The organism is Allobosea sp. 05T422_2, from assembly GCF_056396265.1.
The window spans coordinates 1-1,845 of record NZ_JBFTLD010000493.1 but is presented as its reverse complement, the minus strand read 5'-3'; the positions used below and the strand labels follow the sequence as shown (position 1 = coordinate 1,845).

At 63.8% G+C, this 1,845-nt stretch carries 2 protein-coding genes; one reads left to right on the top strand and one right to left on the bottom strand.

Annotation, left to right across the window (positions count from 1 at the left end):
• The first annotated feature begins 194 nt into the window (after nucleotides 1-194).
• Nucleotides 195-1,022, top strand: a complete 828-nt coding sequence (locus tag AC1DJT_RS36515; RefSeq protein WP_476768640.1) for an acid phosphatase — start codon at nucleotides 195-197, stop codon at nucleotides 1,020-1,022.
• 77 nt (nucleotides 1,023-1,099) lie between these two features.
• On the opposite strand, the gene AC1DJT_RS36510 is transcribed toward AC1DJT_RS36515, so the two are convergent.
• Complete coding sequence (locus AC1DJT_RS36510) at nucleotides 1,100-1,516, bottom strand: GFA family protein (RefSeq protein ID WP_441507319.1); 417 nt, start codon at nucleotides 1,514-1,516, stop codon at nucleotides 1,100-1,102.
• Between the last annotated feature and the right edge of the window lie 329 nt (nucleotides 1,517-1,845).

Sequence of the window (1,845 nt, the reverse complement as noted above, 5' to 3'; positions counted from 1 at the left end):
GGCTTGGGCAGCGTCAATTACGCCTGGAGCGAGAGCCTGACGTTGAAGGCCGGTTACAGGGCGCTCCATGTCGATTATCGCAGGGGCGGTTTTTCCTACGATGTGACGCAGCACGGTCCCGCGATTGCGGCAACATACCGGTTCTGACCGGTCTGCCTATGAGTTCGACGATGGCGAAAGGAATGGATATGTCTATGACGGCGAGCGCGGTTCGGGCCGCAGGTGTTTCGATGGTTGCGCTCATCGCGCTCTGCGGGCAGGCCTTTGCGCAAGCGGGTGAAACCCAGTCCAAGGTCACCGATCCGCATTTCAAGATCGCGCCGGGCTATCTCAAGCCATCCGAACTGCCCGACAGCCTGGTCCTGCTGGGGCCGCCGCCCGAGAAGGACTCGGCTGCCTTGGCCAGGGACGAAGAAGCGCGCAAGGCGACGCTCCCGCTGCGGAACACCAGTCGCTGGAAGCTCGCCTCTACCGATGCCGATCTCGCCTTTCCGCAGGCGGCCGACAATTTCTCCTGCGCGATGGGTGTCAGGATCGACCAGAAGCAGACCCCGCGCCTCTACGCGATGACGCAGAAGATGCTGTCCGATTTCGGCCTCTCCACTTATGGCGTGAAGAACAAATACAACCGCGTCCGGCCCTTCGTCGTTCACAATGAATCGACCTGCAGGGCGGATCAGGAGGCGATTCTGAGGACCGACGGCTCGTATCCGTCCGGCCACACCGCCGCGGGCTGGGGATGGGCCCTGGTCTTCGCGCAGATCAATCCCGAGCGCTCGAATGAATTGCTCAAGCGCGGCATCGAATTCGGGCAGAGCCGCGTCATCTGCGACGCCCACTGGCAGAGCGATGTCGATGCCGGGCGCATCATGGGGGCKGCGACCGTTGCGCGGCTGCAGACCAATCCGGCCTTCCTTGCCGACCTCAGGGCGGCGAAGGCGGAAGTGAAGGCAGCGAAGGTGAAGCGCTTGAACCCGATGCCGGATTGTGCTGCCGAGACCGCGGCGCTGTCCGGGCAGTAATATGTCCAGCTGGGCGGCCGCCATGCGCCTCACAAGGTGGCGCCGGCTGTCCATCGAAGCTCCGCGTCCGCCGCCGGTCACCCCGGCGGCATGCGCTCGAAGACCCGTAGCGCGGGGTCGATCCTGTCCCAGCCATGGCCGCGAATGCCATAGGCGACCATGTGCGGATTGAACTGGCCGGGGTCGTCAAGGCTTGCCGCATGCACCGCGATCAGCTCCGGCATGGCCTGGAATGTCAGGTAAACGGGCGTTCCGCAGGTGGGACAGAAGGCGTGGATCTTGTCGTTCCCGCTGTCGCCCGCCACCCGCCAGCTCTTCGCTTCGCCTGCGATGGCCACATCGGCGCGCCCGGCGAAGGTCAGATAGGAACTGTGCCCCGTGCCGCTTCGCTTCTGGCAATCCCTGCACTGGCAGTGGATCTCGACGATGGGTTCGCTGCTTGTCTCGTAACGGATCGCGCCACAGGCGCATCCGCCGGCAAAGTGCCTGGTCATCGTCGTTCTCCTGCTGCCAGGTTGCCGATGGGCACTGGATCGCCGCGCGTCCGTTCGGACGCGGGGATGGGCGATCCAGCTCCTTGTTCGAGCATCGGATCTTTCCGAGAACCAGATTCCGCCCTTCGGGCCGATGCTCTGACTCTTTGTGTTTTCATCGCCTCTTCCGAAAATCGCAATCCACTTTTCGGGCCGATGCTMTGAGGGCTCAGGCCGCTTTCTTCTTGCCGAAGACGTCGAGCCCCCGGCCGGTTTCCAGGAAGGATTTCAGGCTGGAAAGAACCACCGGCCACCCCTGGCTGATCCCCTTCGCCATGCTGCTGCCGGCC

Coding starts and splice junctions, on each gene's coding strand:
- AC1DJT_RS36510 (WP_441507319.1), bottom strand. CDS start 1,516: ATGACCAGGCACTTTGCCGGCGGATGCGCCTGTGGCGCGATCCGTTAC.